This is a genomic window from Streptomyces sp. NPDC004284, assembly GCF_042874035.1.
GTDB lineage: Bacteria > Actinomycetota > Actinomycetes > Streptomycetales > Streptomycetaceae > Streptomyces.
In genome coordinates this window covers 934,284-957,054 of record NZ_JBIAMJ010000001.1, presented here as the reverse complement: position 1 = coordinate 957,054, position 22,771 = coordinate 934,284, and the positions used below count along the sequence as shown (strand labels likewise).

Genomic DNA, 22,771 nt, shown 5'->3' with positions numbered 1-22,771 from the left:
GAGGCCCTTTCCCACTGTTTGGAACGGACCCCCTTCACGTGCTGCAATTCATGAACTCCCGAGTAGTACGGCCCTGAACGAAACACCGGCACAACGTAGGTGCCGACGCCGAGAGGTTGTTGGTCGAGTGAGGCGAAGCAAGGAAGGCTCCGCGGAGCAGGAGACGCGGGGCAACTTCACGCCGCCGTCGCGTACAGCGGTGTCGCCCGCGGACGTGCCCGTCACGCCGCTCCCCACCGAGGCGCCCAAGGGAAGCTCCAGCAAGCTTTCGCCCCGCAACTGGCGGGTGCCGACCAGGCTGAACGCGATCCTCCTCATACCCGTGCTGGTCGGCCTCGTCATGGGCGGCTTCCAGGTCAAGGGAGCGATCGACACCTGGCAGGAGGCGCAGGACGCCGAGAAGACGGCGCTCATCGTGCGCGCCGCCTCGGAGTACAGCACCGCCCTCCTCAACGAGCGCGACCTCACCGCCGGCCCCCTGCTCGCCGCGAAGAACCCCGAGGACCGCAAGGCCGACGAGGTCCAGCGGGCGTACGCCGCGACGGACGCCGCCAAGGCGAAGTTCGACCAGGCCGTCCAGAACATGCCGTCGGGCCAGGGCCTGGAGCGCCGCCTGCGGCTGTTCCAGGACGAGGAGCCGAAGCTGGAGACGCTGCGCAAGGCGGCGTACACCCGCTCCCTCGACCCGGTGAACACGCAGCTCGGCTACACGGGCGTGCAGCACTACCTCATGGAGTTCTCCAACGAGCTCGGGCTCGGCACCGGCAACATCACCAGCTACGGCCGCACCGTCTACGCGGTCCAGCTGGCGAAGGCCGCGGAGTCCCTCCAGCGCTCCATCGGCACCCAGCTCCTGGTCCGGCCCAGCCACGACGAGGCCGTCTTCGCCCAGCAGTCCGTGGCGTTCAACTCGTACAACTACCTGGAGCAGATCGCCCTCGGCGAGTACAGCTCCGGCGGTCTGCCCGAGGACGTCGACCTGCTCAAGAAGGTCATGGCCGGCAAGGCCGCCGACGGCGAGAAGAAGATGGCCGCGGCCGGCGTCGAGCTCCCCAAGGGCAAGGACGGCTCCGTCTACTCGGGCGTGGCCTCCCAGATCGGCACCGCCAAGAGTTCCGAGGGCATCGCGGAGCTGAAGGGCAAGGGCATCACGCCCGAGACCTGGATGGCCGTCGCCACCGCCAAGTTCGACGGCTACAGCGAGGTCGAGAAGACCCTCGTCGACAAGGCCGTGACCGAGGCCGCCGACATCTCCGACGGGGCCAAGACGGACGCCTGGGTCAACGGTGGCATCGTCGTCGTCGCCCTGCTCGCCGCCTTCATCCTGGCCGGGATGATGGCCCGCCAGATGAGCCGCTCGATGCGCGAGCTGCGGGCCGCCGCCTTCGGCATCGCCGAGCAGCGCCTGCCGATGCTCGTCGACCAGCTCTCCCGTACGGAGCCGGGCCGGGTCGACACCCGCGTCCAGCCCATCCCGATCGACTCGCAGGACGAGATCGGCGAGGTCGCCCGCGCCTTCGACCAGGTCCACCGCGAGGCCGTCCGGCTCGCCGCCGAGCAGGCCATGCTCCGCGGCAACGTCAACGCGATCTTCACCAACCTCTCGCGCCGCAACCAGTCGCTGATCGAGGGCCAGCTGACCCTCATCACCGACCTGGAGAACAACGAGGCCGACCCGGACCAGCTGGAGAACCTCTTCCGCCTGGACCACCTGGCCACCCGCATGCGCCGCAACGGCGAGAACCTCCTCGTCCTCGCCGGCGAGGAGCCGGGCCGCCGCTGGGACCAGCCGGTCCCGCTGGTCGACGTCCTGCGCGCCGCCTCCTCCGAGGTGGAGCAGTACGAGCGCATCGAGCTGGCGGGCGTGCCGGAGGCCGAGATCCACGGCCAGGCCGTGACCGACCTCGTGCACCTGCTGGCCGAGCTCCTGGAGAACGCCACCACGTTCTCCTCCCCGCAGACCAAGGTCCGCGTCACCGCGACGCGTCTGCCCGACGGCCGCGTGATGGTCGAGATCCACGACAAGGGCATCGGCCTCACCGCCGAGGACTTCGCGGACATCAACCACAAGCTGGCCAACCCGCCGACCGTGGACGCCGCCGTCTCGCAGCGCATGGGCCTCTTCGTGGTCGGCCGCCTCGCCGACCGGCACGGCATCCGGGTCCAGCTCCGCCCCTCGGGCGAGCAGGCCGGTACGACCTCGCTCATCATGCTGCCGGACGCGATCACGCACGGCGGTGGCGGCGAGCAGCCGCTCCAGGACGACTTCACCGTCTCGCAGATCATTCCGCAGCAGCAGCAGCCGCAGCCGAACGCCTTCGAGGCGACGGCGCCGCAGCCGATGCTCACCGCGGCCGACCTCGGCTTCGACGACTCCCGCTACGAGCAGCCGGCCGAGGAGGGGCGCGAGCTCGACCCGGTCAACCGCTCGCTCCAGCGCGAGGGGCGGCGCGCCGCCCTGGAGGCCCAGGCGCAGGGCGACGACCGTCCGCTCTTCCGCGACGAGGCGGAGCCGGCGGAGCGGTACGGCCAGGAGTACGTGTACGACCAGGGCCAGGAGTACGAGCAGCCGCAGGCCCAGGAGTACCCGGCGGAGCAGTACCCGGCGCAGGAGTACGAGCAGCCCCGGCAGGCCCAGGAGTACGGCCAGGAGTACGCGGCCGGCTACCCGCAGCAGGACGGCTACGCGTACCCCCAGCAGGGTTACGAGGCCTACCCGCAGCAGGGCTATGCGGAAGCTTCGTACGAGACCCCGGAAACCGAACACCAGCAGTACGGCAATGCGTTCGATCCCCAGCCCCACCAGGCAGAGTGGACCGATCAGAGCGCTTACCAGGGCGGCTACGGGCAGGACCTCGGAGCGGAATCGGAATCTGCTCCGAGCGCTCCCGAAGAGGCCCCCGACCGCGTAGGCTTCGACCGTCCGGGTCCGACCCAGAGTCACACCCCGGACACCGGACACGTGCTGACCGACGCCGGTCTGCCGCGCCGCGGCAGCGTCGGCCCGCAGACGCAGCAGGTGCCGCCGCAGGCGCCGCAGCAGCAGAAGCCCGCACAGCCGGTGCAGCCGGTGCAGCCGGTGCAGCAGGACGAAGCCGACGGCTCCGACGCATGGCGCTCGACCAACGACGAGCGCTGGCAGCGGGCCGGGAAGCTCAAGGACCCCAAGGCGGGCGGGGTCACCTCGTCCGGTCTCCCCCGCCGGGTCCCGAAGGCCAACCTGGTCGAGGGCACGGCAGAGCAGACCCCGCAGGGCGGCCCCCAGGTCTCCCGCGCACCCGAGGACGTGCGGGGCAGGTTGAGCAACCTGCGCCGGGGCGTCCAGCAGGGACGCAACGCGGGAACGGACACGAACGGATCGGGCCTCGGCCCGGGCAGTACCTACAACCAGGAGCGTTAGTGTGAGCATGAGCCAGGCGGCGCAGAATCTGAACTGGTTGATCACCAACTTCGTGGACAACACCCCCGGGGTGTCCCACACGGTGGTGGTCTCCGCCGACGGACTCCTGCTGGCGATGTCCGAGGGGTTCCCCCGTGACCGCGCCGACCAGCTGGCGGCCGTCGCCTCCGGACTGACCTCGCTGACCGCGGGCGCGTCCCGGATCTTCGAGGGCGGTGCGGTCAACCAGACCGTGGTGGAGATGGAGCGCGGCTTCCTCTTCATCATGTCGATCTCGGACGGCTCCTCGCTGGCCGTGCTCGCCCACCCGGAGGCCGACATCGGTCTCGTGGGCTACGAGATGGCCCTGCTCGTGGACCGCGCGGGCACGGTCCTGACGCCTGACCTCCGGGCGGAACTTCAGGGAAGTCTGCTCAACTAACAGACAGACAGTGCGTTTCGCGCCACCGCACCGTAGGGTGCGGTGGCGCGGGTCCAAGGGACATGGACCGCGAGGCAGTCGGAGGAGGAGACGTGGGTACACCCCCGGGCGGGAGCCCTTACAACGGTTATGACGCGCACCAGGCGCCACTGGGCGACGCCGCGCACAACCGGTACAACTTTCCCTCCGCCCCGAGCAGACAGGGCGTGTCTCAGCCCTACGCGCAGCCTCAGGTCCCGTCGTCGGCCGCGGGATCGCCGGCCGCCGCGGGCGGTTCCGGCGGGCACAACCCGCTGGTGCGTCCGTACGCGATGACCGGCGGCCGGACCCGGCCGCGCTACCAGCTCGCCATCGAGGCGCTGGTCAGTACGACGGCCGATCCCGCCCGGCTGCAGGGGCAGTTGCCCGAGCACCAGCGGATCTGCCGGCTCTGCTTCGAGATCAAGTCGGTCGCGGAGATCTCGGCACTTCTCTCCATTCCCCTCGGCGTCGCCCGAATCCTCGTCGCCGACCTGGCCGAGGCCGGACTCGTCGCCATCCACCAGCCCGGCGGCGACGAGGCCGCCGGCGGTCAGCCAGACGTGACACTGCTCGAAAGGGTGCTCAGTGGACTTCGCAAGCTCTAGCGGCGGCGCGGCCCGTTCAACCACCAGCGCGAAGATCGTGGTGGCGGGCGGCTTCGGCGTGGGCAAGACCACGTTCGTCGGCGCCGTCTCGGAGATCAACCCGCTGCGTACCGAAGCCGTCATGACGTCCGCCTCCGCGGGCATCGACGACCTCACCCACACCGGCGACAAGAAGACGACGACCGTCGCCATGGACTTCGGCCGCATCACCCTGGACCAGGACCTGATCCTGTACCTCTTCGGTACGCCCGGTCAGGACCGCTTCTGGTTCATGTGGGACGACCTGGTCCGCGGCGCCATCGGCGCCGTCGTGCTGGTCGACACCCGCCGCCTCGCCGACTGCTTCCCCGCCGTCGACTACTTCGAGAACAGCGGCCTGCCGTTCGTCATCGCCCTCAACGGCTTCGACGGAGCCCAGCCCTACCAGCCGGAAGAGGTCCGCGAGGCCCTCCAGATCGGCCCCGACACCCCCATCATCACCACCGACGCCCGCCACCGCGCGGACGCCAAGAGCGCGCTCATCACCCTCGTCGAGCACGCGCTCATGGCGCGCCTGCGGTAAGTCCCTGACGGACGCACGGCAAGAGGCCCCGCACCGGAAACGGTGCGGGGCCTCTTGGGTTGCGAAGGGGTGCGAAGAGACGCGAAGGGGTGCGACGCGATGCGAAGAGGCCCCGCACCGTGATCGGTGCGGGGCCTCTCGTACGACGCGTCAGCGCCAGCTGTGGGGCGCGCGGAAGCCGTGCTCGCGCTCCAGGCGGCGCCAGCCGGCCGTGGTGCGGCCGTGCGCGGCGGTCTCGGCGGGCTGGGAGGCCGCGCGGGCGAGCAGCACCGCGGTGATGGCGGCGAGCTCCTCGGGGTCGGCGGTGCCCTTCTCGACGCGGAGAAGGTTGGCGGGGGTGGTCACGTGGATGACTCCTCTTACTGAGGCGGGTTGCCGTGCTTGCGGGACGGCAGGTCGGCGTGCTTGGTGCGGAGCATCGCGAGGGACCTGATGAGCACCTGGCGGGTGTCGGCGGGGTCGATGACGTCGTCGACCAGGCCGCGCTCCGCCGCGTAGTACGGGTGCATCAGCTCGGCCTTGTACTCCTTGACCATGCGGGCCCGCATGGCCTCGGGGTCCTCGGCCTCCGCGATCTGCTTGCGGAAGATGACGTTGGCGGCGCCTTCGGCGCCCATGACCGCGATTTCGTTGGTGGGCCAGGCGTACGTCAGGTCGGCGCCGATGGACTGGGAGTCCATCACGATGTAGGCGCCGCCGTAGGCCTTGCGCAGGATCAGGGAGATCCGGGGCACGGTCGCGTTGCAGTACGCGTACAGGAGCTTCGCGCCGTGCCTGATGATTCCACCGTGCTCCTGGTCGACGCCGGGCAGGAAGCCGGGTACGTCCAGAAGGGTGATGATCGGGATGTTGAAGGCGTCGCACATCTGCACGAAGCGGGCCGCCTTCTCGGAGGCCTCGATGTCGAGGACGCCGGCCAGCGACTGGGGCTGGTTGGCGACGATGCCGACGACCTGGCCGTCGAGCCGGGCCAGGGCGCAGATGATGTTGCGGGCCCAGCGCTCGTGGATCTCCAGGTAGTCGCCCTCGTCGACGAGCTCCTCGATGACCTTGTGCATGTCGTACGGGCGGTTGCCGTCGGCGGGCACGAGGTCGAGGAGGACGTCGGAGCGGCGGTCGGCCGGGTCCTCGGAGGCGACGGTGGGCGGGTTCTCGCGGTTGTTCTGCGGGAGCATCGACAGGAGGTAGCGCACCTCGGCGATGCAGGTCTCCTCGTCGTCGTACGCGAAGTGCGCGACGCCGGAGGTCTCGGCGTGCACGTCGGCGCCGCCGAGGCCGTTCTGGGTGATCTCCTCGCCGGTGACCGCCTTGACGACGTCCGGGCCGGTGATGAACATCTGCGAGGTCTCGCGGACCATGAAGACGAAGTCGGTCAGCGCGGGGCTGTAGGCCGCGCCGCCGGCGCACGGGCCGAGCATCACGGAGATCTGCGGGATGACGCCCGAGGCCTTGGTGTTGCGCTGGAAGATGCCGCCGTAGCCGGCGAGGGCGGAGACGCCCTCCTGGATGCGGGCGCCGGCGCCGTCGTTCAGGGAGACCAGCGGGGCACCGGCCGCGATGGCCATGTCCATGATCTTGTGGATCTTGGTGGCGTGGGCCTCGCCGAGGGCGCCGCCGAAGATCCGGAAGTCGTGTGCGTAGACGAAGACCGTGCGGCCCTCGACCGTGCCCCAGCCGGTGATGACACCGTCGGTGTAGGGCTTCTTGGCCTCCAGGCCGAAGCCCTGCGCGCGGTGCCGGCGCAGCTGCTCGACCTCGTTGAAGGAACCAGCGTCGAGCAGCAGCTCGATGCGCTCGCGGGCGGTCAGCTTGCCCTTGGCGTGCTGGGCCTCGGTGGCCCGCTCACTCGGGCCGCGCATGGCCTGCTCGCGCAGGACGTGCAGCTCGGCCACTCGGCCTCGGGCGTCAGCGGGCTCGCTCGGGATCTGGTCCACAACGGTCATGTACCGACCCTACGAAGTCACACAAGAAAACCCCGCCGTCGACTCCGTACAGTCTCGCGTGTCGAATCCTGGTGGGGCTGCACAGAACCCTCGCCCGTGCAGCCCGAGTCAACAGCCAGACACCCCCCGTGTTTGTAGGGTTCTGACATGGGGACTAGAGGAGCGCCTCGCAACCGTGGGTCGCGCCGCCGGTACCCGGGGTGATCCGCAGCCGCAGCGCGGACCCGGTGGCGAGGACCTCCACGGAGGGGTCGTGGCGGACCACCCGGCGGACCGGAAGGTTCCAGATCAGCTCCAGCGGCTGCCCGGTGCGGAGCGGCTCGGAGACCCTCAGGTCGAGGACCGAGCGGCGGCGGCGGACGAGGACGCTCGCGGGCGCGGTGACCGTGAGGGGTCCCACCGTACCGGGCCGCCAGAGGTTCGCGGCGGTCAGCCCGAGGGAGGGGACGGCGATCGCCTGCCGCTCGGCGGTGTTGTCGAGAACGTGCAGCCAGCCGGGGTCGGCGGCGCGGTCCGCGAGCGTGCGCGGCGTGGCGCCCGGCATCAGGAGGTACGCGTACGAGGCGGCGGCCGGATCGGTGCCGTGGTCCAGCCAGAGGGTCTGGTAACGGCGGGTGCGGCGCTCGGTCGAGCTGGTGGTGTTGATGTCGCTCCAGGCTCCGGTGCGGTCCTCGCGGAGGGTGCGGAGGTTCTCGGCGCCCGCCGGGAAGACCCAGCCGCCGTGGCCCTCCAGATGGGCCCAGCCGTCGCCGGTGGTGAAGGCCTGGGTGCCCTCCTCCCCCAGGAGGCGGTTGTCGACGACCGTCTCGACGGGCACGCCGTCGGTCGCGGTGATCCCGGCCCCCAGGCAGATGACCGCGTCCGCCGCGCAGAACCAGGACTTGCGGGCCTCCAGGGTGGAGCCGAGGCCCTTGAGGTGCTGCCCGACGGCCGCGTACTCGCCGTCGGTGGCCCCGCCGACCCAGCGGACGGCCGGCCGGGACGCGCCCCACTCGCCGCCCGCCCGGTCGGCGAGGCGCTTGGTGGAGACGGTGGTGCCGGGCAGGCGGTACGGGTCGACGGTGGGCCAGAACCAGTCGGTGTACTGGTCGCCGAGGCCCGGGGTCCACCAGGAGAGCATCCCGGCGCCGGTGTGCCAGCCGCGCGGGTTCTCGCCGTTGCCGCACTCGTAGTACGCGATCCGGTTCGAGGCCATCGCGATGTTCGCGGCCCAGCCGGGGCGGCGGTGGACGGCCCGGTCCATGGACGCGAAGAGCCGGTGCCCGGTCGGTTCGGGGGCGGCGGGGACGGGGGACGCGGCCACGGCGTGCAGCCGGGCGAGGTCGGCGACGCCGAACTGGCGGGCGGCGAGGACCGGGGAGACGGTGTCGCGCTCGATCCACCCCTTCACGCGCGCGTGCCACCGGTCGCGCTCGGCGGCGGACGCCCCGCCCGCGAGGAGGGTCATGGCCGCGATGACGCCCTGACCGTGGAAGTGGTCGGAGCGCATGATCCGGCGGTCGTCGTTCTTGAGGTAGCCGCGGCTGACGGCCCGCCCGTTGACGCTGTCCATCATCAGGCCGTCGTAGATGAGGGGCGCGTAGGCCTTCTCGACGCTGTCGAGGACGATCTGCCGGTCGGGGTCGGTGACGGCCCAGCTGGAGCCGGCGAGGAGGGTGAAGAGGCGGCCGAGGCCGTCGAGCATGACCTGTCCGTAGGTACCGGAGTAGGCGACCCAGGTGTGCTGGACGAACGAGCCGTCGGCGTAGAGGCCGTCGCCCTGGGTGACGTACGGGAAGACGGGCGAGAGGGCGTCGCGGGCGAGGGCGATCTTGGCGGGGTTCGCGCCGAGGACCCCGCGCAGGGCGACGGAGCGGCAGAGGTCGACGCGGTTGGCGCCGGTGGAGGTGCCGGAGTAGTTCGTCAGGACCGAGTCGGGCACGAAGTGGTCGACGGCGGCGCAGGCGGCGGCGATGCGCTCGGCGCCGAGGCGGGGGTGGAGCGCGGCCGTGATGTCCATGAGGAGGCGGGGGCTGCCGATCTGCCACTCCCACCAGTTGCCGTAGCGCGGAGCGCCCGCCCGGTAGACCGTGGCGGAGAGGTGGTCGAGGCCGCGCAGCACGTCGGCGAGCAGGGTCTCGTCGCCGGTGAGGCCGGTGCCGGGCTGCGCGTACGCCTGGGTCATGGTCCACAGGCGGCTGTAGCTCTGGGTGATGCCGGCCGGCGGGTCGAAGGGGGCGTCGGGCCAGAGCGAGGCGGGGGTGGTGGCCATGCTCGCGCGGAAGCCACGCGCGAGCGTGCCCGTCTCGGCGAGCCTGCCGGCGTAGGGCTCGGCCCCGGCGTCGAAGCCGGAGCCGAGCTGGAGGTCGAGCCAGCGGAGCCGCAGCGCCTCGAACTCGTCGGCCGGGCCGGCCGCGTGGGCCTGCGGGGCGAGGGCGAGCGTGAGAGCTGCCGCTGTCGTCGTGCTCAGGAAGGTGCGGCGGGACCAGAGGGGCAGGGACACGGGAGCCTCCCGGGGGAAGTGGTGGAGACCGGTCGGCGCCCGGTGTAACACCCTGTTTCCGACGCAATCAATGAGCACGGCAGCAAGCGCTTGCCGGGCGTCAGCTCCCGCAGTGGAAGCGGGCGCTCCCCCAGTCCGCGTGGTCGTTGCCGTTCCCGTCGCCGCCGTCGCCGACCACCAGGTCGACGTAGGAGGCGCCGGTGACGTCGGCGGTGAGCGACCAGGCCGGGTCGGCGGCCTTGAGGACCGGGGACTTCACCTTCTCGGCGCCGTCCGCGAGGACGCTGAACTGGACGCTGCCCCGGGTGGCCTGGACGTCGTCCACCCCGACCTCGGCGGTGAACGAGGCGCACCGGCCGCCGAGGTAGTAGCGGACCTTGGCCGGGGCGTGGGTGCCCAGGCCCTTGGCGTACGTCACTCCGCCGATCCGCAGCGGGGTGCCGTCGCCGGCGCCGGTCTCGCCGTTGGAGAGGTCCCGCTCGACGGGTCCCCAGCCGTTGGCGGCCGAGGTCCAGTCGAGGTCGCCGGCCCAGCTGTCGGCGGTGGGCGGCGGGGGCAGGGTGCGGACGGTGGTGGCGGCGGTGAGCTTCCTGGAGTCGCCGCCCAGGACGTACGCCACGGAGGCGCCCAGCGGGTACGGCTGGTAGGCCGCGTCCACCGGCGGGGTCACCTGCCAGGTGGCGGTGGCCTTCGCGCCCGGGGCGACCGTGCCGAGGGCGACGGGCGCGGCGGGTTCGGCGGTCCAGCCCTCGGGGAGGTCGAGGACGGCCTGGGCGCCGGTGACGTCGGCGGCCTCGTCGTTGCCGAAGGTGGCCGTGACCTGGTTCGGGCGGCCGGGCTCCAGGGTCTCGGGCGCGGTGACGGTGAGCGTGCCGCAGGCGGCGCGCTCGGCGGCCGGGCCGAGGTCGGTGACGGTGAAGCCGTCGAGGACGAAGTCGGCGCCCTCCGGGGCGTCCTCGCGCTTGCGCAGGCCGGTCCAGGTGTCGCCGCAGCCGGCGGTGACGGTCTCGGCGAAGTGCCCGGTGGTCCGCTGCTGTCCGATCGGCGTGCGCCGGGTCTCGACGGCCGGTCCGTTGCCGGTCGTACGGTCGTAGCCGGTGACCCACTCGTACGCGCCCGCGCGGCTGGACTGGTAGTCGTACTCGACGCGGTAGCTGTGGCCGTCCTTCATCGGGACGGTCCAGGGCGCGGTCCGGTAGACGAGTCCGCTGTTCTCGTCGTGGGACTTGAGGCTCTCGCCGCCGCCGATGACGTCGTCGATCGGCTTTCCGTTCCAGCCGGCCTGGGTGTACGGGGCGTGCAGCTGGGCGATGTGGGTGCGCGGGTCGGTGGTGCCGCCCGCGTCGCCCTTGAGGAAGGGGCCCCAGCCCTGGTCGACGGCCTCGAAGTCCTCGTACGCGACCGTCCCCGGCTTCGTCGCCGGGGCGTTGGCGACGATCCGCACGTCGTCGATCCGGGCGGTCGCCGGGCTGCCGCTCGCGGCCTCGATCCGCAGCGGGACGGAGCCGTCGGCGGGTGCGGTGAAGGTGACCTTGGCGCGCTGGAGGCGGGTGCCGTTCCAGTCGGAGGCGGCGACCCGGTCCTCCAGGGAGGAGCGCTCGACGGTGACGGAGGCGCCGCCGGCGGAGAGGGTGGTGGGCCGGGTCTTTCCGGGCTCGACCTCGATGAGGGCGGAGGCGGTGTACCGCTCGCCGGGGGTGAGGCCGGTGATCCGCTGGCGGACCGAGGCGGTGGCGGTGCCGCTGAGCTTCGCGCTGTTGCGGCCCTGGTCGTCGGTGTCGCGGGCGACGGCGCCGGCCTTGGTCCAGGCGCCGAGCTTCGCGTCGTTGAAGCCGGGGTCCCTCACCGGGGTGCCCTGGCCCCACTGCGGGGCGGTCTGCGCGGGGGCGCTGTCGGGGTAGAGGACGTAGGGCTGTCCGGCGACGGCGTCGAGGGTGATCAGTCCGCCGGAGGGGCGCACGGTGCCGGTCTTCACGCGCCCGTTGTCGGTGAGCTTGTACACGGTGTACGCGCGCGTGGATCCGGGCACGGCCCAGCTGCTCTTCCCGCCGGACTTGTTGTAGTGGTAGAGCTTCTTGCCGCCGTCCCAGGGGAGCAGGTAGCTGTCCCCGTCGAGGACCTTGCGGCCGTTGTCGTAGAAGGTGCGGCGGCCGTTCTCGACGGTGCCGCGGACGCCGCCGGTGAAGGTGATGTCGTCGCCGTTCCAGCGGGTGATCCTCTGGTGCTGGAGGTACTTGGCGGGCAGGTCGCGCTGCCAGATGTTGGCGGAGAAGGCGTTCCAGTCGGTCTCGCCGGTCCAGCCCTCGAAGTCGACGAGGGCGGTCTGGCCGAGGACCGGGTGGTTGTTCCAGGTGTCCTTCTCGCTGTTGCGGATGAAGCGGATGATCTTCGAGTTGAAGCCCTTGTTGGTGGCGCCGCCGTAGTCGAGGTCGTTGGCCCAGTGGGACCAGAGGGAGGCCCGCTCGAACGCCTCGGAGAACTCGGTGGCGACGTTCCAGCCCTGCGCCTGGACGGCCTGCATCGTCTTGTCGGCGATCCAGCCGTGCGTGTAGTAGACGTCGATGTAGAGCATCGACAGGTTGGGGTCGGTCTCGTCGCGGAGCTGCTTGAAGCGGCGGGCGAGGTCGCCGCTGTTGATGTCGCGGCGCTGGTCGATGTAGTAGCTCTGGCCCAGCCAGTCCCAGCCGGGCTTCGTCTTGTCGACGAGGGTCTCGCTGAAGTGGTGGGCCTCGGGGTACGACTCGGTGGCGTTCACGTGGACGCCGAAGCCGGCGCCCCACTTCTTGCCTTCCCTGAGGAGGGTGTTGAGGTCGGCGAGGCCGCCGGCGCGCTTGTTGTAGTTGCCGCCGTAGTCGGGGTGGGCCGAGTCGTGGCCCTCGGAGGCGTACCCCTTGAGCAGGGCGAACTGGCCGAGTCCGTCCGTGGAGAGCGAGATCCGCTTGACGTCGTCGAGGGTGCGCAGGAAGGGGTGGGTGGCCTGGGAGGCGAAGTTGAACGGGATGTGGGCGACGACCCGGTCCGGGGTCCGGTCGCTGCCGGGGGCCTTGATCCCGATCGCGCGGAAGGCGACGGCGCCGTCCTGCCAGTCGACGGCTCCGTCGGCGTTGGCGTCGGGGGTGACGACGACCTTCGCCCAGGGCAGGTCGTCGCCGGTCTCGGGCTGCGGGGCGCCGGCGCCGCGGTAGGTCCACTGGCCGGACCAGACGCCGACGCGGGTCTCGGTGCCGCTCCTGCGGGCCTGGTGCCAGAAGCGGGCGCCGTCGCGGGCGGAGGCGCCGGAGGGCTTGTCGTAGCTGGAGTTGGACTCGACGGCGGCGGCGAGCCGTCCGGTGTTGACGATCGCGTAGCTGGCGCCGACCGGGTTCGTCTCGGCGGCGGTGGCGTCGGTGACCTGGGCGAAGACGTCGGCGGTACGGGTGGAGTCCGGGTCCAGCCGGGTGAAGGCGGTCGCGGCGCCGGGGTCCGAGGAGCCGACGGAGACCAGGTCGTGGCCGGGGACGTCGATCGTGCCGACGCGGAAGGTCTCGGTGTCGCGGACGGCGGTCACCTTGAAGGTGGTGGTCCGGCCGTCGACGCTCAGGACGGCGTCGATCTCGACACCGGGCAGGTCGGGGAAGGCGAGGGTGTACGCGGCGGAGTCGGCGGTCAGGACGGGGGCGCCCTCGGCCTGGACGGCGTGGGCGGTGCCGTTGAGCACGACCTGCGTGACCGGGGCCGTACTCCCGAGGAGACGGGCGCCGCTCGCGCGGTCGGTGTACGACAGGACGCGGGGGAAGTCCTCGGCGACGGCGACGGAGAGCTGGTCGGAGCCGATGACGGCGGCGCCTTCGGCGGCCGTGGCGGCGGGGTTCTCGGCGGGCGTGCCCGCGCTGGCCGGTCCGGCCAGCGCGAGCACGGCGGAGGTGGCGGCGGCCAGCGCACAGGCCGTGCGGAGCCGCCGCGCCGCGGAGGGAGCGGAGGGGTATGGGTGCGACATGCGCTCTAGTTGGCCCGGGTGACGGATCACCGTCAACGAGATCGTCCGCGGACGGCCCCGCCAGTCCAACAACCCCCTCCGGTTAGTCCAAGTCGCTCAGCAGCCGCCGCAGTTGTAGAAGGTCACGTCCCAGTGGCTGCCCTCGTCGGCGTAGACGTTGCCCGCGCCGGACTGCCACTGCGGGGCGCCGTCGCCGCGCAGGCCGATGTAGGTGAAGGTGTTCTTGATGTAGCTCCCGATGCAGGTGTACTTGCTGAGGTCGAGCTTGTAGCCGTTCCAGTGCGAGTAGGTGCCGCTCGCGTGGCCGGTCTCGGTGCCTCCGGTGATGTTGAGGGCGCAGCCGCTGGCGCTCTTGAGGGTCTGGGCGCCCTGGGCGGTGGGGAGGTTGAGCTGCTCGAAGGACGTACAGGTGGAGTTGTAGCGGTCCGAGCAGTTGCCGGACGAGGACCAGGTGATCCCGGAGGACCGGAACATCGAGGTCGCGGTGGCGTGGCTGATCTTGGTGACCGCGTGGGCGTCGGTGGCGCTGGAGAGGGCGCCGAATCCGGGGGCGAACAGGGCGCCGAGGACGAGGCCGAGCGCGGTGAGGACGGAGCGGAGCTTCACGGGGTTGCCTCCTGCTGGTGACCGTGACGGGTGGGGACGGCTGTGCAGGTGGTGCCGGTGGCGCGGGCGGAGCCGGTGGATCCGGTCGCGCAGGGAGATGGTGCCGTAGTTCTACGCGCGTCCGCCAGAGGGCGTCGATGGCGTCGTGACGCCTTTCGGATGAACGTCTTCCCTAGCTGTTGAAAGTTGAACGGAATAGGGCTACAGTCGTTCTCGTTGAAGGTTCAACAAACACCGACAAGGAGCACGTCATGGGTCTCTTCGGCCGCAAGAACACCACCGAGTCCGCCGTCGCCACCGCCACCCTCCCGGTCGACCCGGCACTGGCCGCCCTGACCGGCGAGTACACCATCGACCCGGCACACAGCAGCATCGGCTTCACCGTCCGTCACGCGATGGTCACCAACGTCCGCGGCACCTTCGCCGAGCACGAGGGCTCGCTGAAGCTCGACGGCTCCGACCCGGGCTCCTCCACCGCCTCGATCGACGTCAAGATCGCCTCCATCGACACCGGCATCGGCGACCGCGACGGCCACCTGCGCAGCGGTGACTTCTTCGACGCCGAGCAGTTCCCGCTGATGACCTTCCGCTCCACCAGCGCCGAGCAGCTGGGCGGCGACAAGTACCGCGTCACCGGCGACCTGACCATCAAGGACGTCACCAAGCCGCTCTCCATCGACCTGGAGTTCAACGGCACCGCCACGGACGTCTACGGCAACGAGCGCGTCGGCTTCGAGGGCTCCGCCGAGATCCTGCGCTCCGCGTGGGGCCTGACCTGGAACGCGGCCCTGGAGACCGGTGGCGTCATGGTCAGCGACAAGGTCAAGCTGAACTTCGACATCTCCGCCATCAAGAACGCCGCCTGACCCCTTCCGGGAAACCCCTTCCGGACCCCCTTCCCGGAACCCTTCCCGGACCCCCCGTCCGACCCCGGACGCACGAGCGCGCCCGCCCTCCGCATCAGCGGAAGGCGGGCGCTCGGCGTTTCCGGGAGCGGCCGGGTCAGGCGGCCTTGGCCGCCGCCTCGACGACCGTCGGGATCAGGCGGCCGTTCTCGGCCGCGCCCGGGCCCGACATGAATCCGAAGCGGCGGCGGGCGTAGCTGTAGGCGAGGCCGGCCGCGGGGTCGACGAAGGACTGGGAGCCGGGGGCGCCGCTGTGGCCGATGGCGCCGGGGCCGAGAGACGGGTAGCGGGTGGACAGGGGGACGAAGCCGAGGCCGAAGGCGTTGTCCCCGCCGGTCACCAGGTCGGTGCCCCGGGAGTGGATCCGGGCGAACTCGGCCAGGGTCCCGGGGGCGAGGAGCGGCGGGCGGCCGTCGAGCTCGCCCGCGATCGCCGCGTACATCCGGGAGAGGCCGCGCGCGGTGCCGACGCCACCGCCGGAGAGCGGTGCCTTCACCCGCACGGCTCGGGAGTTGCCGTAGGCCGGATTGTCGAACGGCGGGTCGGCGTGGAGGTTGAAGGCGATGGCCATGAGGCTGTCGGGGGCGACCGGGTGCGCCGCGAGGAACTCCTGCTCGGCGGGGGTGGGCTCCAGCGGCAGGGCCGTGCGGAACCGGGGTTCGAGCTCCTCGGGGAGCCCGAGGTAGTAGTCGAGCCCGTACGGGACGCGGACCCGCTCCTCGTAGATCTCCTGGATCGTCCGGCCGGTGGCCCGCAGGACCACCTCTCCGACGAGGGCCCCCACGACCAGGGCGTGGTAGCCGTGGCCGGTGCCCGGCTCCCAGAAGGGGCGCTGCGTCGCGAGACGGGCGGCGATCCGGCGGTCGTCGGCGAGCTCCTCCATCGAGAAGCCGTCGTCCACGCCGATCACGCCCGAGCGGTGGGCGAGCAGCTGCCGGAGGGTGAGCCCGCCCTTGCCCTCGGCGGCGAACTCGGGCCACCAGGAGGCGACCGTGCGGTCCAGGTCCAGGACGCCGTCCTGGACGAGGAGCGCGGCGATCAGGGCCATGGCCCCCTTGGACGAGGAGTAGAGCGCGAGCAGGGAGTCGCCGTCGACGCCGTCACCTCCCCAGAGGTCGACGACGAGCCGGCCGTGGTGGTGGACGGCGAGCTGGGCGCCGCCGTCCCGTGCCTCGTTCGCGGCGATCTCCGCGAACACCTCCCGCACGGACTCGTATCCGGGCTCCACCGTGCCGTGGACTTCGGTCATGGCTCTGCTCCCCCTGTGTATCGCTGTCGCAAACGGACGAAACAACGATCATGGACGCGTTTTCCTTCCCGCTCGCGGGAGTTCACCGGAACCTTCCCCGGGCACGTCCGAAACCGCAGGTAGACGCCGTTGTCAGTGGCGGTCGCTAGCGTCGCCGGCATGGAATTCCGCATCGACAGCGCCGTGTTGACCGACGCCGTGGCCTGGGCCGCGCGCGTCCTGCCCGCCCGCTCCCCCATGCCCGTCCTCGGCGGCCTGCTCCTGGAGGCGGCGGACGGGAGACTGCGCGTCTCGGGCCTCGACCACGAGGCCTCGGCCCGCATCGAGGTCGAGGCCGACACCGCCGTCGACGGCCGGGCGCTGGTCCTCGGGCGGCGTCTGCTCGACATCTGCAAGGTGCTCCCCCGGGGCGTCACCGAGCTCGCCGTGGAGGGCGCCCGCCTCTCGGTGACCTCGGGCGGCGCCCGCTTCGGCCTCTCCCTGCTGCCGCTCGACGACTACCCCGCCGCGCCCGCGCTGCCCGAGGTGCGCGGGCTCGTGGACGGGGACGCCTTCGCGGCGGCGGTCGGCCAGGTCGCCGTGGCCGCGGGCCGCGACGACTCGCTGCCCGTCCTGACCGGGATACGGCTCGCCCTGGACGGCGGCACCATGACGCTGGCCGCCACCGACCGCTACCGGTACGCCGTCCGCACCCTGGAGTGGAAGCCCGAGGCCGGCGCCCCCGCGGAGGGCGCCGACGTGGTCGTCCCGGCCCGCCGTCTCACCGAGATCGCCCGCTCCCTCGCCGGCACGGGCCCCGCCCGCCTCGCCCTCGACTCCGGCTCCCTCGGCTTCGAGAGCGCCGGCACCCGCACCACCACCCGGCTGCTCGACGGCCGCCTCCCCCGCCACGACAAGCTCTTCGCCCTCGGCGAGCACGCCCTCGCGGTCACCCCGCTGGCCCCGCTGACCGAGGCCGTCAAGCGGGTCGCGGTCGTCGCGGAGGGCGACAGCCCGGTCCAGCTGTCCTTCTCCCCCGCCGGCCTCCACCTCCAGGCGGGGTACGAGGACGACGTGGCCTCCCAGCACCTGCCCGCCACCCTCACGGGCTCGGAATCCCTGACGGTCGCCTTCAATCCGGGCTACCTCCTGGACGCCCTCGGCTCCCTGGACGCCCCCGAGGTCCACTTCCACCTCCTGGGCCCGGGCCAGCGCGCCCTCCTCACCGACGGCCCGGAGGCCGCCCACCGCCATCTGCTGATGTCGGTGAAGCCGCTGGTCTGAGCTCCTCGGGAGTACTCCTCAGGGGTACTAGAACCCGCCGCCGCCGTCGAATCCGCCGCCCCCGCCGAAGTCCCCGCCGCCCCCGAAGTCGCCGCCGCCGAAGTCGCCCGAACCGAAGTCCCCGGCGCTGAAGTCGCCGCCCTGGAAGCCCCCGAAGTCCCCGCCGCCGTACTCGGAGGCGTAGGCCGGGGTGGAGAGCATGGAGCCGAGCATGGTGCCCACGAGGAGGCCGGGGAGCATGCCGCCGCCGAAGTAGCCGCCGGCCCAGGGGCCGTAGGCGGGGCCCGCCTCCCAGTAGGGGCGGCGGCCGGTGTCGGTGTCGACGGTGCGGGCCACGGGGTCGAGGCCGTCGTCGAGGCGGGCCGCGTCGGCGGCGCAGACCGGGACCTCGCGGGCGGAGCCGCCGGGCGGGGTCCAGGTGCGGTCCGCGGTGGAGGGGCCGTGGCGGGGGTCGAAGAAGCAGGGCGGCCGCCGGTCGGGGAGCGGACGGGACTCGCGGCGGGCGGCCAGGACGGCGAGGGAGAAACGGCCGTCCTCCAGGGCCTGGGTGACGCCGCGGACCTCGTGCGGCCGGGTGACCGCGCCCATGAGGGACTTGGCGCGGTCGTACGAGTCGAGGGCGCGCTCGTAGTCGCCGCGCATGGCGTCGTCGGCGCCCGCTTCGGCGGGGTGGAAGTCGAGGCGCTCCAGCTCCTCGCCGAAGGCGGTGATGTCCTCGTCGACGACGACCCGCAGCCGGTCGAGGGCGGCGCGCTCCTCGGCCTCCTTGCGGCGCCGGTTGCGGCGGACGACGGCGTAGGCTCCCGCGCCGCCGGCGACGACGACCGCGCCGAGGGCGACGAGCCCGGCGACGGGGACCCCGGAGTCCGTACCGGCGGAGCCCCAGGTGGCGGGGGCGGAGCCGCGCATCGCGGGCAGGGCCTGGTCGACGAAGTTGTTCAGCTCGGTGGCCGCGTCGACGCCGGGCGCGCGGACGGAGGTGACGAGGTTGTCCACGGCGGCCGGGGACATGATCGCCGGGTCGACGCCCGCGTCGAAGCGGTCGCCGAGGCGCACCGCGTACAGGCCGGCGATGCCGGTCTGGGCGCGCAGGTTGTCGATGAGGCCCTGGGGCGGGAACTGCGCGTTCGCGGGGAGCACCGCCACGAAGAGCGGCTTGTCCGCGTCCTTGATCTTCTGCGCGAGGCTCTTCGCGTCGGCCGTGGAGAGCTGGCCGGCGGCGCCCGGGTCGACGTAGACCGGGCCCCGTTTCAGGGCGGCGGCCGCGTCGGACACGCCCGTGGCCCTGGCGCCCGCGAGGGGCGCCAGGACCAGCAGCAGGAGCAGGAGCAGCCCGCCGAGGGCCGATCCCGTCGATATCGCCCTGGTCCTCATGGTTCGAAGCTACCCGAACCGGACCAAAGCGAACATGCGGGGCTATTCGGCGGGATCGATCCCGGCACGCAGCAGGCCGTACGTGAAGGCGTCCTCCAGGGCCTGCCAGGACGCGGCGATGACGTTCTCGCCGACGCCGACCGTGGCCCACTCGCCGTTGCCGTCGCTGGTGGTGATCAGGACGCGGGTCGTGGACTCGGTGCCGTGGCGGCCCTCCAGGATGCGGACCTTGTAGTCGATCAGCTCGAACTTGGCGAGCTGCGGGTAGATCCGCTCCAGGCCGGTCCGGATCGCCCGGTCGAGGGCGTTGACCGGGCCGTTGCCCTCGGCGGTGGCGACGATCCGCTCGCCCTTGGCCCAGAGCTTCACGGTCGCCTCGTTGGCGTGGGTGCCGTCGGGGCGGTCCTCGACGATCGCGCGCCAGGACTCCGTACGGAAGTAGCGGCGGGCCCGGCCCTCGGCCTCCTCGCGGAGCAGCAGTTCGAACGAGGCGTCGGCGGCCTCGTAGGTGTAGCCCTTGAGCTCGCGTTCCTTGACCCGTTCGACGACCCGGCCGACGAGTTCGCGGTCGCCGCCCAGGTCGACGCCGAGCTCCTTGCCCTTGAGCTCGATGGAGGCGCGGCCGGCCATGTCGGAGACCAGCATCCGCATGGTGTTGCCGACCCGTTCGGGGTCGATGTGCTGGTAGAGGTCGGGGTCCACCTTGATCGCGGAGGCGTGCAGGCCGGCCTTGTGGGCGAAGGCGGAGACGCCGACGTACGGCTGGTGGGTGGAGGGGGTGAGGTTGACGACCTCGGCGATGGCGTGCGAGATCCGGGTCATCTCGGCGAGGGCGCCCTCGGGGAGGACCTTCTTGCCGTACTTGAGCTCCAGGGCCGCGACGACGGGGAAGAGGTTGGCGTTGCCGACCCGCTCGCCGTAGCCGTTCGCGGTGCACTGCACGTGGGTGGCGCCCGCGTCGACGGCGGCGAGGGTGTTGGCGACGGCGCAGCCGGTGTCGTCCTGGGCGTGGATGCCCAGGCGGGCGCCGGTGTCGGCGAGGACGGCGGCGACGACGGCCTGGATCTGGGCGGGGAGCATGCCGCCGTTGGTGTCGCAGAGGATGACGACGTCGGCGCCGGCCTCGTGCGCGGCGCGGACCACGGCCTTGGCGTAGTCCGGGTTCGCCTGGTGGCCGTCGAAGAAGTGCTCGCAGTCGACGAAGACGCGGCGGCCCTGGGAGACCAGGTGGGAGACGGTGTCGCGGACCATCTCCAGGTTCTCGTCGAGGGTGGTGCGCAGGGCCAGTTCGACGTGCCGGTCGTGCGACTTGGCGACCAGGGTGATCACCGGAGCGCCGGAGTCGAGGAGCGCCTTGACCTGCGGGTCCTCGGCGGCGTTCCCGCCGGCCCGGCGGGTGGCGCCGAAGGCGACGAGCTGCGCGTTCTTGAACGCGATCTCCTGCCGGGCGCGGGCGAAGAACTCCGTGTCGCGCGGGTTGGCGCCGGGCCAGCCGCCCTCGATGAAGCCCACGCCGAACTCGTCGAGGTGCCGGGCGATGGTCAGCTTGTCCGCGACGGTGAGGTTGATGCCTTCACGCTGCGCGCCGTCGCGCAGGGTCGTGTCGAAGACATGGAAGCTGTCGTCGAGGCGCGAGCTCTCGGCGTTCTCCGTGGTCATGGCTGTGATGGCTCCTGTCGGATGTGGGTCCGGAAGGTATGGATCCACTTGCCCCCATTCTCACGCGTCGCCCGTTTCCGACGTGGGTGGGGCCGGAAAACGAAAAAACCCCTCGCGGGTGCGAGAGGTCTGCGCGCGGGTCTGGGGCACGGTGTCCACTGCCGCGGGGGTGTTCCGCGATTCAGTGGCCACTGCGGACCGGCGCGCCGCTGCCGATAATCATCGTGGTAGCAAGCACGCCGGAAGTCTGGCACAGGTCGTGTTTCCGGGGGACGGCGGTCTCACGATACGGGCAGTTGATCTCGTTTCCGGGCGGCCGGGGCGGCGCCGACGCGGCCCAGGTCGATGGCGCGGGTCTCGCGCATCGTCACGTACACGATCAGCGAGACGGCCGCGCAGCCCGCCACGTACCAGGAGAAGCCCGACTCGACGCCGGCGTTCTTGAACCAGAGCGCCACGTACTCGGCGGTGCCGCCGAAGAGGGCGTTGGCGATCGCGTACGGCAGGGCGACGCCGAGGGCGCGGACCCCGGTCGGGAAGAGCTCGGCCTTCACGCAGGCGTTGATCGAGGTGTAGCCGGTGACGACGACGAGCGCGAGGAGGGAGAGCCCGAGGGCCGGCCAGAAGGAGCCCGCGTGCTTGAGCATCGTCAGGATCGGGACGGTGAGGAGCGTGGAGCCGACCGCGAAGGTGATGAGGAGCGGGCGGCGGCCGATCCGGTCGGAGAGCCGGCCGGCGAGCGGCTGGAGGCAGGCGAAGACGACGAGGGCGCAGAGGGAGACCAGGGTGGCGGTCGGCTTGGGCAGCCCGGCGGAGTTGGACAGGTACTTCGTGAGGTAGGTGGTGTACGTGTAGTACGCCACGGTCCCGCCCATGGTGAGCGCGACGACGAGGAAGGCCTCCCGCTTGTGCGCCCACAGGGCCCTGAGGGTGCCGCGGTCGCCGCTGTCGGCGCCGGAGCCCTCCTCGTACACCTCGGTCTCCAGCATGGTGCGGCGCAGGTAGAAGACGACGGCCGCGCCGAGGGCGCCGACGACGAAGGGGACGCGCCAGCCCCAGGCGTGCAGGGCCTCCTCGGACAGGGTGTGCTGGAGGCCGAGCAGCAGGCCGAGGCCGAGGATCTGCCCGGCGGTCATCGACACGTACTGGAAGCTGGACGCGAAGCCCCGGTGCTCCGGCGCGGAGGCCTCGGTCAGGTAGGTGGCACTGGCCGCGTACTCGCCGCCGACGGAGAGGCCCTGGAGCAGCCGGGCGAGCAGCAGCACGACCGCACCGCCGTACCCGGCGACGGCGTACGTGGGCGCGATCGCGATCAGCACGGCGGAGGCGGACATCAGCGTCACGGTGAGCGTGAGCGCGGCCTTCCGCCCCTTCCGGTCGCCGACCCGGCCGAGGAGCCAGCCGCCGACCGGCCGCATGAAGAAGCCGACGGCGAAGATGCCGGCGGTGTTCATGAGCTTCGCGGTGTCGTCCCCCTCGGGGAAGAAGGCCCCCGCGAAGTAGGGGGCGAAGCTCGCGTACACGAACCAGTCGAACCACTCGACCATGTTGCCCGCGGAACCGACCCAGATCTTCTTCCAGTGCTCTCGTCCCATGGGCAGGACCGTGCCGGAGGAAGCGCGGCACCAACAAGGGCGCAACGCGCAACGATCGGGAGTACTTACGTGCCTTACGGTCGCGCCAGCAGGTCCTGCTCGATGAACTCCCGCACGTGCGCGAGGACCTGTCCCCGCCCCGTGCCCGGGATGCCGACGGCGACGTGCACGCTGAAGCCGTCGAGCAGGGCCCTCATCCGGGTCGCGAACCGGTCCGGGTCGACGGCCCGGAACTCCCCCCGCGAGACCCCCTCGGCGAGGATCGCCACCAGGTCCCGGTGCCAGGCCCCCTCGATGGCGGCCTGCCGGGCGCGGGCGTCGTCATCGGCGTTCTGCGACCGGTTCCACACCTCCAGCCACAGCGTCCAGTGCGGGTCCCGGGGCCCGTCGGGCACGTACACGTCCACGTACCCGTCGAGCCGCTCCCGCGCCGTCCCCGGCCGGGACAGCAGCGCACTGCGCTCGGCCCCGAGGCGCCCCTCGCTCCACTCCAGCGTCTGCAGCAGCAGCTCGTCCTTGGTGCGGAAGTAGTAGAGCAGATGCCCACTGCTCATCCCCACCTGCCGCCCGAGCCCGGCCATGGTGAGCCCGTCGAGCCCGCGCTCGGCGATGGTGTCCATCGCGGCGGCGAGCACGTCCTCGCGGGGCGGTGCGGCCTGGTTGCGCCGGCGGGGGTGGGAGGGGGTCGGGTTGCTGCTCTGACTCACTCG

The 22,771-nt window shown here is 71.9% G+C and carries 16 protein-coding genes; 6 read left to right on the top strand and 10 right to left on the bottom strand.

The features are described from left to right. Window positions 1–127 precede the first annotated feature (127 nt). The 4 genes from ACFYUS_RS04390 (at window position 128) to ACFYUS_RS04375 (ending at window position 5,009) form a co-directional block, all read left to right on the top strand. Window positions 128–3,400 (top strand): nitrate- and nitrite sensing domain-containing protein, encoded by a 3,273-nt coding sequence (locus ACFYUS_RS04390; protein ID WP_388845620.1) that lies wholly within the window; start codon window positions 128–130, stop codon window positions 3,398–3,400. Between the two features lie 7 nt (window positions 3,401–3,407). Then, window positions 3,408–3,821, top strand: a complete 414-nt coding sequence (locus ACFYUS_RS04385; RefSeq protein WP_026057603.1) for a roadblock/LC7 domain-containing protein — start codon at window positions 3,408–3,410, stop codon at window positions 3,819–3,821. A gap of 92 nt (window positions 3,822–3,913) precedes the next feature. Beyond that, window positions 3,914–4,447, top strand: a complete 534-nt coding sequence (locus tag ACFYUS_RS04380) for a DUF742 domain-containing protein (protein ID WP_388845617.1) — start codon at window positions 3,914–3,916, stop codon at window positions 4,445–4,447. Continuing rightward, window positions 4,428–5,009 carry an ATP/GTP-binding protein gene (locus tag ACFYUS_RS04375; RefSeq protein WP_073912790.1) on the top strand — a complete coding sequence of 194 codons (582 nt, stop codon included), beginning with the start codon at window positions 4,428–4,430 and terminating at the stop codon, window positions 5,007–5,009. The genes ACFYUS_RS04380 and ACFYUS_RS04375 overlap by 20 nt, the downstream gene beginning before the upstream one ends. Window positions 5,010–5,159: 150 nt before the next feature. On the opposite strand, the gene ACFYUS_RS04370 is transcribed toward ACFYUS_RS04375, so the two are convergent. The 5 genes from ACFYUS_RS04370 to ACFYUS_RS04350 form a co-directional block, all read right to left on the bottom strand. Then, window positions 5,160–5,354 (bottom strand): acyl-CoA carboxylase subunit epsilon, encoded by a 195-nt coding sequence (locus ACFYUS_RS04370; protein WP_388845614.1) that lies wholly within the window; start codon window positions 5,352–5,354, stop codon window positions 5,160–5,162. Window positions 5,355–5,368: 14 nt separating this feature from the next. Continuing rightward, window positions 5,369–6,952, bottom strand: coding sequence for an acyl-CoA carboxylase subunit beta (locus ACFYUS_RS04365; RefSeq protein WP_388845611.1), 1,584 nt, complete (start codon window positions 6,950–6,952; stop codon window positions 5,369–5,371). A gap of 154 nt (window positions 6,953–7,106) precedes the next feature. Then, window positions 7,107–9,428 (bottom strand): polysaccharide lyase 8 family protein, encoded by a 2,322-nt coding sequence (locus tag ACFYUS_RS04360; protein WP_388845986.1) that lies wholly within the window; start codon window positions 9,426–9,428, stop codon window positions 7,107–7,109. 106 nt (window positions 9,429–9,534) lie between these two features. Beyond that, window positions 9,535–13,410 (bottom strand): endo-alpha-N-acetylgalactosaminidase family protein, encoded by a 3,876-nt coding sequence (locus ACFYUS_RS04355; RefSeq protein ID WP_388845608.1) that lies wholly within the window; start codon window positions 13,408–13,410, stop codon window positions 9,535–9,537. A 96-nt stretch (window positions 13,411–13,506) separates the two neighbouring features. Then, entirely contained in the window at window positions 13,507–14,016 is a 510-nt protein-coding gene (locus ACFYUS_RS04350) for a hypothetical protein (RefSeq protein ID WP_388845606.1), read from the bottom strand. A gap of 251 nt (window positions 14,017–14,267) precedes the next feature. Here ACFYUS_RS04350 and ACFYUS_RS04345 point away from each other — a divergent pair, with 251 nt between their 5' ends. Continuing rightward, window positions 14,268–14,882: a YceI family protein gene (locus ACFYUS_RS04345; protein ID WP_388845604.1), complete on the top strand. Its 615-nt coding sequence runs from the start codon at window positions 14,268–14,270 to the stop codon at window positions 14,880–14,882. A 136-nt stretch (window positions 14,883–15,018) separates the two neighbouring features. Here ACFYUS_RS04345 and ACFYUS_RS04340 read toward each other — a convergent pair whose 3' ends face one another. Then, window positions 15,019–16,170 carry a serine hydrolase domain-containing protein gene (locus tag ACFYUS_RS04340; RefSeq protein ID WP_388845601.1) on the bottom strand — a complete coding sequence of 384 codons (1,152 nt, stop codon included), beginning with the start codon at window positions 16,168–16,170 and terminating at the stop codon, window positions 15,019–15,021. 159 nt (window positions 16,171–16,329) lie between these two features. Here ACFYUS_RS04340 and dnaN point away from each other — a divergent pair, with 159 nt between their 5' ends. Beyond that, window positions 16,330–17,433 (top strand): DNA polymerase III subunit beta, encoded by a 1,104-nt coding sequence (gene dnaN / locus ACFYUS_RS04335; protein ID WP_388845598.1) that lies wholly within the window; start codon window positions 16,330–16,332, stop codon window positions 17,431–17,433. A gap of 27 nt (window positions 17,434–17,460) precedes the next feature. On the opposite strand, the gene ACFYUS_RS04330 is transcribed toward dnaN, so the two are convergent. The 4 genes from ACFYUS_RS04330 to ACFYUS_RS04315 all read right to left on the bottom strand — a co-directional run bounded on the left by ACFYUS_RS04330 (window position 17,461) and on the right by ACFYUS_RS04315 (window position 22,681). Further along, window positions 17,461–18,807: a hypothetical protein gene (locus tag ACFYUS_RS04330; RefSeq protein WP_388845596.1), complete on the bottom strand. Its 1,347-nt coding sequence runs from the start codon at window positions 18,805–18,807 to the stop codon at window positions 17,461–17,463. A gap of 42 nt (window positions 18,808–18,849) precedes the next feature. After that, on the bottom strand, window positions 18,850–20,466 hold the full coding sequence (gene cimA / locus ACFYUS_RS04325) for a citramalate synthase (protein WP_388845593.1): 1,617 nt from the start codon (window positions 20,464–20,466) through the stop codon (window positions 18,850–18,852). Between the two features lie 281 nt (window positions 20,467–20,747). Further along, window positions 20,748–22,061 (bottom strand): MFS transporter, encoded by a 1,314-nt coding sequence (locus ACFYUS_RS04320; RefSeq protein ID WP_388845590.1) that lies wholly within the window; start codon window positions 22,059–22,061, stop codon window positions 20,748–20,750. 74 nt (window positions 22,062–22,135) lie between these two features. After that, window positions 22,136–22,681: a TetR/AcrR family transcriptional regulator gene (locus ACFYUS_RS04315; RefSeq protein ID WP_388845983.1), complete on the bottom strand. Its 546-nt coding sequence runs from the start codon at window positions 22,679–22,681 to the stop codon at window positions 22,136–22,138. Window positions 22,682–22,771: the final 90 nt, after the last annotated feature.

What these genes read in the sequence shown, in the direction of transcription:
- ACFYUS_RS04340 (WP_388845601.1), bottom strand. Translation starts at nt 16,170, where the DNA reads ATGACCGAAGTCCACGGCACGGTGGAGCCCGGATACGAGTCCGTGCGG.
- ACFYUS_RS04355 (WP_388845608.1), bottom strand. Translation starts at nt 13,410, where the DNA reads ATGTCGCACCCATACCCCTCCGCTCCCTCCGCGGCGCGGCGGCTCCGC.
- ACFYUS_RS04345 (WP_388845604.1), top strand. Translation starts at nt 14,268, where the DNA reads ATGGGTCTCTTCGGCCGCAAGAACACCACCGAGTCCGCCGTCGCCACC.
- ACFYUS_RS04385 (WP_026057603.1), top strand. Translation starts at nt 3,408, where the DNA reads ATGAGCCAGGCGGCGCAGAATCTGAACTGGTTGATCACCAACTTCGTG.
- dnaN (WP_388845598.1), top strand. Translation starts at nt 16,330, where the DNA reads ATGGAATTCCGCATCGACAGCGCCGTGTTGACCGACGCCGTGGCCTGG.
- cimA (WP_388845593.1), bottom strand. Translation starts at nt 20,466, where the DNA reads ATGACCACGGAGAACGCCGAGAGCTCGCGCCTCGACGACAGCTTCCAT.
- ACFYUS_RS04320 (WP_388845590.1), bottom strand. Translation starts at nt 22,061, where the DNA reads ATGGGACGAGAGCACTGGAAGAAGATCTGGGTCGGTTCCGCGGGCAAC.
- ACFYUS_RS04330 (WP_388845596.1), bottom strand. Translation starts at nt 18,807, where the DNA reads ATGAGGACCAGGGCGATATCGACGGGATCGGCCCTCGGCGGGCTGCTC.
- ACFYUS_RS04365 (WP_388845611.1), bottom strand. Translation starts at nt 6,952, where the DNA reads ATGACCGTTGTGGACCAGATCCCGAGCGAGCCCGCTGACGCCCGAGGC.
- ACFYUS_RS04315 (WP_388845983.1), bottom strand. Translation starts at nt 22,681, where the DNA reads ATGGACACCATCGCCGAGCGCGGGCTCGACGGGCTCACCATGGCCGGG.